The organism is Pseudoalteromonas sp. bablab_jr011 (genome assembly GCF_016464045.1).
In the GTDB taxonomy this organism is placed as follows: domain Bacteria; phylum Pseudomonadota; class Gammaproteobacteria; order Enterobacterales; family Alteromonadaceae; genus Pseudoalteromonas; species Pseudoalteromonas lipolytica.
Genome location: NZ_JACDWU010000139.1, coordinates 21,455 through 27,454, shown reverse-complemented (window position 1 = coordinate 27,454; position 6,000 = coordinate 21,455). Strand labels below are relative to the sequence as shown.

General features: G+C 39.3%; 7 protein-coding genes. 5 read left to right on the top strand and 2 right to left on the bottom strand.

What is annotated here, in order from left to right; genetic code table 11:
* Positions 1–179: 179 nt before the first annotated feature.
* On the bottom strand, positions 180–1,604 hold the full coding sequence (locus JIG41_RS06790; protein ID WP_036968996.1) for a sodium-dependent transporter: 1,425 nt from the start codon (positions 1,602–1,604) through the stop codon (positions 180–182).
* Between the two features lie 175 nt (positions 1,605–1,779).
* Here JIG41_RS06790 and JIG41_RS06785 point away from each other — a divergent pair, with 175 nt between their 5' ends.
* The 5 genes from JIG41_RS06785 to JIG41_RS06765 all read left to right on the top strand — a co-directional run bounded on the left by JIG41_RS06785 (position 1,780) and on the right by JIG41_RS06765 (position 4,902).
* Positions 1,780–2,079: a YciI family protein gene (locus JIG41_RS06785; protein ID WP_199524468.1), complete on the top strand. Its 300-nt coding sequence runs from the start codon at positions 1,780–1,782 to the stop codon at positions 2,077–2,079.
* A 160-nt stretch (positions 2,080–2,239) separates the two neighbouring features.
* Positions 2,240–2,491: a PepSY domain-containing protein gene (locus JIG41_RS06780; protein WP_036969000.1), complete on the top strand. Its 252-nt coding sequence runs from the start codon at positions 2,240–2,242 to the stop codon at positions 2,489–2,491.
* Between the two features lie 2 nt (positions 2,492–2,493).
* The gene (locus JIG41_RS06775; protein WP_036969002.1) at positions 2,494–3,168 is read left to right on the top strand and encodes a response regulator transcription factor; all 675 of its coding nucleotides are present in this window, start codon (positions 2,494–2,496) and stop codon (positions 3,166–3,168) included.
* Positions 3,162–4,499, top strand: a complete 1,338-nt coding sequence (locus tag JIG41_RS06770) for an ATP-binding protein (protein ID WP_199524467.1) — start codon at positions 3,162–3,164, stop codon at positions 4,497–4,499. Before JIG41_RS06775 ends, JIG41_RS06770 begins: the two co-directional genes overlap by 7 nt.
* Positions 4,486–4,902, top strand: a complete 417-nt coding sequence (locus tag JIG41_RS06765) for a hypothetical protein (protein ID WP_075593670.1) — start codon at positions 4,486–4,488, stop codon at positions 4,900–4,902. The genes JIG41_RS06770 and JIG41_RS06765 overlap by 14 nt, the downstream gene beginning before the upstream one ends.
* A 22-nt stretch (positions 4,903–4,924) precedes the next feature.
* Here JIG41_RS06765 and JIG41_RS06760 read toward each other — a convergent pair whose 3' ends face one another.
* Positions 4,925–5,962: an AI-2E family transporter gene (locus JIG41_RS06760; protein WP_036969008.1), complete on the bottom strand. Its 1,038-nt coding sequence runs from the start codon at positions 5,960–5,962 to the stop codon at positions 4,925–4,927.
* Positions 5,963–6,000 lie beyond the last annotated feature (38 nt).

The window sequence follows — 6,000 nt, the reverse complement described above, 5'->3', positions numbered from 1 at the left end:
TTTCTCGTATCTACTCATGTTTTTTCCTTATATGACTTCGCTAAAAATCAAGTAAGGAATTAACATGAGTATTTTTTCAGGCAAAGCCTAAATGATGATAACCACCTACTGAAGTAGGTGGTTTAGGGCCGAAAATAAAAAAGCCGCGCAAGGTGCGCGGCTCAATAACGAACGGGTTTTTAAAATCCGAAAATACTAAATGCAAAGAACTTCGTTGCGACAGTATTTACAAATATAAGCAATAAAATAGCCGGAATAAATGTTGATAAAGAGAAGTTCACATACTTTTCTGTAAAGCTGCCTATATAACCTTCACAACCTTGGCTTAACTCTTCAGATAAATTTGCTTTTTTCCAGCGATACATAACGAACAAGCACACCATTAAACCATTCAGCGGCAAAATAGTATCGTAGAACACGTCATAAACAATATCGAATAAGCTTTTATCTGCGCCACCATAATTTACAAACGACGTTAACGACTCCACCATACCAAACGACATGGTGCATAAAACCGTTAAAACACCTGTTGAAAGCGTTAAAATAGCTAACGCTTTTTTACGGCTAATACCTTTACGATCGCTTAGCGTTGCTGTTGGTACTTCAACAATTGAAACTAATGACGTAATTGCGGCAAAAAACACCAATAAGAAAAATACAAAAGCAACGACCGACGCACCAAAGTATCCAATGTCAGCTTGAAGAGCTAACAGAATTTTGGGTAAGTACACAAAAATCATTGATACTGATGAGTCTGATAACGTACTTGGATCTGTATTTGGGTTAAAACTAAAAATAGCAGGTAACACCATAAGACCAGCAATAAATGCCACTAATGAATCCGTGACCGCAACCATTTTTGCACTGCCAACAATGTCATCTTTCTTAGAAATATACGACGCATAGGTCATTAAGATACCCATACCTAACGATAAAGAGAAAAACGCTTGAGCCAATGCCCCATTTAATACGCTAGCATCCATTTTACTAAAATCTGGAACGATGTAATATTTAACACCCGCCATAGCATTATCAAGGGTTAATACATAAACAACTAAGGCCGTTAAAAGTACAAAAAGCGCTGGCATCATAAACTTCGCGGCTTTTTCAATACCTTCTTTAACACCACCCACCAGAATTAAATTTACAATAATGGCGACAACAGCCATGTAACCAAACACAGTATAACTGTTTATAAACGTGCCAAAATTATCTGGCTGAGCGAGTGCATCTAAATTACCCAATGCAGTTTGCGATAAATAACCAAAAATCCACACTGTGATTACCATATAAAAAACAGCAATCATAAATGGCGTTAATACTGCTAAAAAGCCTGCAAAGTTCCATTTAGGATCATTACCCGCTAAAAGCTTGTACGAACCAAGGGGATCTTTTTGCGCCTTGCGACCCATTGCCATTTCGGCCATCATTACCGGTAAACAAATAAAAATGACAAACAGTGCATAAACTAAAAGGAAAGCGCCACCGCCATTTTTAGTTGCCGAAACTGGAAAACCCACTAAGTTACCAATTCCTACAGCAGAACCCGCTGCCGCTAAAATAAAACCGAGGCGGGAGCTAAAATGCTCGCGTTTTTCGCTCATTTAAAAACCTTATTATTATTTTTTCAATCCCGCGACTCTACCAGTGTTACACCGCGTATTTCAAGCTTTATAAGTTAAAGCTATATGCCCAGCTGTAAAGATTATTACGCGAATAACTTCTCGTCTATTGACAAGAATATGCTACTATTTTCAAAAATTACTTTGGGAACACACCATGTTGTATATGATTTATTCAACAGATGTTGAAAATAGTTTAGAGACACGTAAGTCTGCACGTCCTGCTCACTTAGCTCGCCTGCAAGAGTTAGCCGATCAAAACCGATTATTCACTGCAGGCCCATTGCCAGCAACTGACAATGAAGATCCTGGCGAAGCTGGATTTACTGGCTCTTTAGTCGTTGCAGAGTTTGAATCATTAGAAGCGGCTCGCGAATGGGCAGCCAACGATCCTTATATTGCTGCGGGCGTTTATGATAATTCTGTGGTTAAGCCGTTTAAAAAAGTATTTAGTTAAGCCCTTTTAGGCCTGAACTTAACTGAAGCAACAATTCAGTGTTTGTTCACTGCTTATTAACTAAAATTTGCTCGTTGAATCACTTAATTTAACGTTTTTACTTGAGTTTTAGTTAATTGGTTAATTAAACTAAAAGGGTCTGGTTTAGGAGTTCCCCATCATGCGCGTATTGTTAGCCTTCAGTTTTAGCCTACTATTTGCACTTTCAAGCTATCAAGCTGCTGCAAATAACAAGCAACCTGCTGAGGTGACTAAAAAGCAAGCTGTTGTTATAGCTAAAAAAGCTGAAGATGGCCGAACCCTCAAGATCACAGAGCAAGAAAAAATATATACCGTGAGAATTTTAAAAACGAACGGCCATGTGGTTGATGTCCACGTGAACAAAAAAACTGGCGAAGTGAAAAAGGATTAAGAATGCGAATTTTAGTAATTGAAGATGATTTACATTTAGCAGACAACCTTCGTAATGCTCTAGAAAAAGAGCGTTATAGTGTAGACCTTTGTCACGACGGTGAAGCTGGTTTATTTCATATTACAGAGTACCCGCTTGATATGGCTGTGGTCGATCTTGGCTTACCAAAAATTGATGGTATTGAGCTAATCAACAAAGCACGTGCTCAGGGTATTACAATCCCTATTTTGATTTTAACAGCACGTGACCGTTGGCAAGATAAAGTAGAAGGCTTAGATGCTGGCGCAGATGACTATTTAACAAAACCATTTCATGTTGAAGAGTTAATTGCCCGTTGTAATGCACTTATCCGCCGCAGTGCAGGTAAAGCAAACCCAGAAATGACAGCGGGCCCGATAAAAATCCATACCCGCTCACAACAAGTCTGGGTTAATGACAGAGAATTAAGCTTAACGGCATACGAATACAAAGTGTTAGAGTACTTGATGGTTAATCCGCAAAAAGTGATCTCAAAATCTGAGTTAACTGAGCATATATACGACCAAGACTTTGACCTTGACTCAAACGTTATCGAAGTTTTTGTTTTACGTTTGCGTAAAAAGCTTGACCCTGAGGGTACATTGAACCCTGTTGAAACATTACGCGGCCGTGGTTACAGGCTTAAAAGTCAGTGGTAGCATCGCAAATTCCGCTTAAAGTAAGGCAAGGATTTATCCTTGTCTTTGTTTTATTGGTCGCTTTACCCATTTTATTTTTCTCAATTGGTAAAGCTTATTATGCCTCCTTAGTCGAAGCGACCGAAAAAACCCTTGAAGCTCACCTTTACTCATTGATCTCTGAAGTTGATTTCACCGAGCGTGGTATTGTGATGCCAAGCACAATTTTAACGCCAGAATTAAACCGATTAAATTCAGATACCTATGCAATGATTTACCGAGGTGATTTACCCGTCTGGTATTCTGAGTCAGCCACAAATATTAATTTTATTCCCGATAACTTTGAAGCGCCTGCAGGCTCCGCTGATTTTCGCCATGTAGAGTACAATAATGTTGTGTACTGGCAATTAACGCTCACCGTTATATTAGAAAACATCGATCAATCAGAACATGCTCGCTTCATTTTGCTCAAACGCAACGACGCCCTATTGCGTTTAATGGATGGTTTTAAACAAACACTCGTCAATTGGATGTATGTAATGGGGGTAGCCATTGCGGCATTGATGGCAATCGGCTTTGTTTGGAGTGCGCGACCTTTACAACGGTTAGATAAAGAAATTAAAGCGATTGAATCGGGTGATAATCAACAAATAAGAGGGCTTTACCCTGTTGAGCTACAAACAATCAAAGCCGATTTAAACCTTTTGCTTGAATCACAGCAGCGACAAAAAGAACGTTACCGTGCTTCACTCAGCGACTTGGCGCATGCCCTAAAAACACCGCTAGCTGTATTAAAGTCGAGCCCTTTAGCCAATGACGCAGATGCACAAGAACAGCTAGACCGCATAAATGTGATGATCGAACATCAATTAAAACGCGCTGCAACGGGAGCATCTGACACGTGGAAAAAGCAAACCCACATCAAACCTGTTATTGATTCTATCCTAAGTGCAATGACTAAAGTGTATCGTGATAAAGATATTATTTTTACTTCAGAGGTGAGCGAAAAAGATTACTTCTTAGGGGATAAAACTGATTTAATGGAGCTACTTGGGAATTTAATTGATAATGCATGTAAAGCCTGCCGTTCTCAGGTCGATATAAAGGTTATACAAAATAAAACGTTAACGGTGAGTATCTGTGATGACGGCCCGGGTGTCCCACACGATAAGCGTGAATCGTTATTAACACGTGGCACACGTCTAGACACTTACGAGAGCGGTCATGGGGTGGGTATGGCCATCGTTTCCGATTTAGTAAACTCCTACAATGGCACACTAACAATCAGCGATGCTGAAAAACTAGGTGGTGCAGAGTTTATCTTAGAGTTTAATTATCATGATAAAAAATAGACCTTCTTTAATCAGTTCATCAGCCCTAATAAGCTTACTCGCCCTCAGCTCGCATGCAATCGCAGATCAAAACTGTGTGCTTAAAGGCAATCATCCTGATGAAACTAGGCATTATATTCAATGCTTAGATCAAACCATTGAAGATTTACAACGTGACCATAAAATGTGGGTCAACAAACTTACAATGGATATCGAAAAAATTAAAGAAGAGACAGGTAATAGTCAACTTTTACCTATTTTTCAGCGTAGTTTAAAAAACCAAGAACGTTATTTAGAAGACAGCTGTCGTTGGCGCTACTTACAAAAAATGCCAAATGCAACAACAGCGGCAATTACCTATAAACACTGTGAGATTGAGATTTTAGAAAATCATATTAAAGTTTTACAACGACCATTAAATTAAAAAAGGCGCTTAAGCGCCTTTATTAATCTTCTAGTTTTAACTCTTCACCATTACCAAGCAAAGTAGCAAGCCAGCGCCCTTCTTGACTTGTCTCTAGCGCAATTTTAACGATCATCGTAAGCGGTACCGACAACAACATACCTACAGTACCCATGAGCCATCCCCAAAATATTAACGATAAAAAAACCACCAGCGTTGATAAACCAAGGCCTTTACCCATAAATTTTGGTTCAACAATATTTCCCATTACAGTGTTAATAACGAGATAACCACCGGCAATAAAACTGGCCACCAGCGGGCCCTGGGTTATCAGCGCCAATAATACTGCAGGTATCGCGGCAATAATCGACCCTATATTAGGAATGTAGTTAAACATGAAAGCAACAACACCCCACAGCACAAAATAATCAACATTAAGCGCCCAAAGCATAAAACCAGCCAGCAGACCCGTGCCTAGGCTCACCATCGTTTTTATGGCTAAATAGGAGTTAATTGAGTCTAAGAAACGGTCAATTTGCTTCATTTTCATTTCGGGGTCATCTAATGCCAAATGTATCTTTTTGCCCAACATAGGGCCTTCAAACAGCATGAATACTACGGTTAGAATAATCAAAAATAGATTTGCCATTACACCACCCAGCCCCGTTAGCATGTTAGTGGCAACATCGATTATTTTACCTGGATCAAACAGTGATATTATTTGTTCTTTGTCTATCAAAATGTTGTAACGCGCGGCAACATTGACTACCCACACAAATTCTTCTTTTAATTGCGCTTTATATTCTGGGAGATTTTTCGAGAAATCTGTCATCGATTGCCCAACCAACCCGGCAAGACTGATCCCCACACCAACAATTATCATCATTACAAATATCACTGCTATCGCTTTGGGGATGCCATATCGGGCAAAAAAACGAATTAAGGGATTACATATAATGGCAATAAATGCCGCCAAGACAAATGGAATAACAATCACACTTGCAGCTTTAATTCCTGCTAGAACAATAACTAATGCAGCAAATATCACTAAACTCTTATTAACACCCGTCAAACTCGACAAAATAAAATCCTTGTAAACTATTTCCCCCAGTGTAAGTG

Bases quoted from the DNA above. Each gene is read 5' to 3' on its own strand.
- JIG41_RS06790 (WP_036968996.1), bottom strand. From the start codon at position 1,604: ATGAGCGAAAAACGCGAGCATTTTAGCTCCCGCCTCGGTTTTATTTTA.
- JIG41_RS06765 (WP_075593670.1), top strand. From the start codon at position 4,486: ATGATAAAAAATAGACCTTCTTTAATCAGTTCATCAGCCCTAATAAGC.
- JIG41_RS06780 (WP_036969000.1), top strand. From the start codon at position 2,240: ATGCGCGTATTGTTAGCCTTCAGTTTTAGCCTACTATTTGCACTTTCA.
- JIG41_RS06775 (WP_036969002.1), top strand. From the start codon at position 2,494: ATGCGAATTTTAGTAATTGAAGATGATTTACATTTAGCAGACAACCTT.
- JIG41_RS06785 (WP_199524468.1), top strand. From the start codon at position 1,780: ATGTTGTATATGATTTATTCAACAGATGTTGAAAATAGTTTAGAGACA.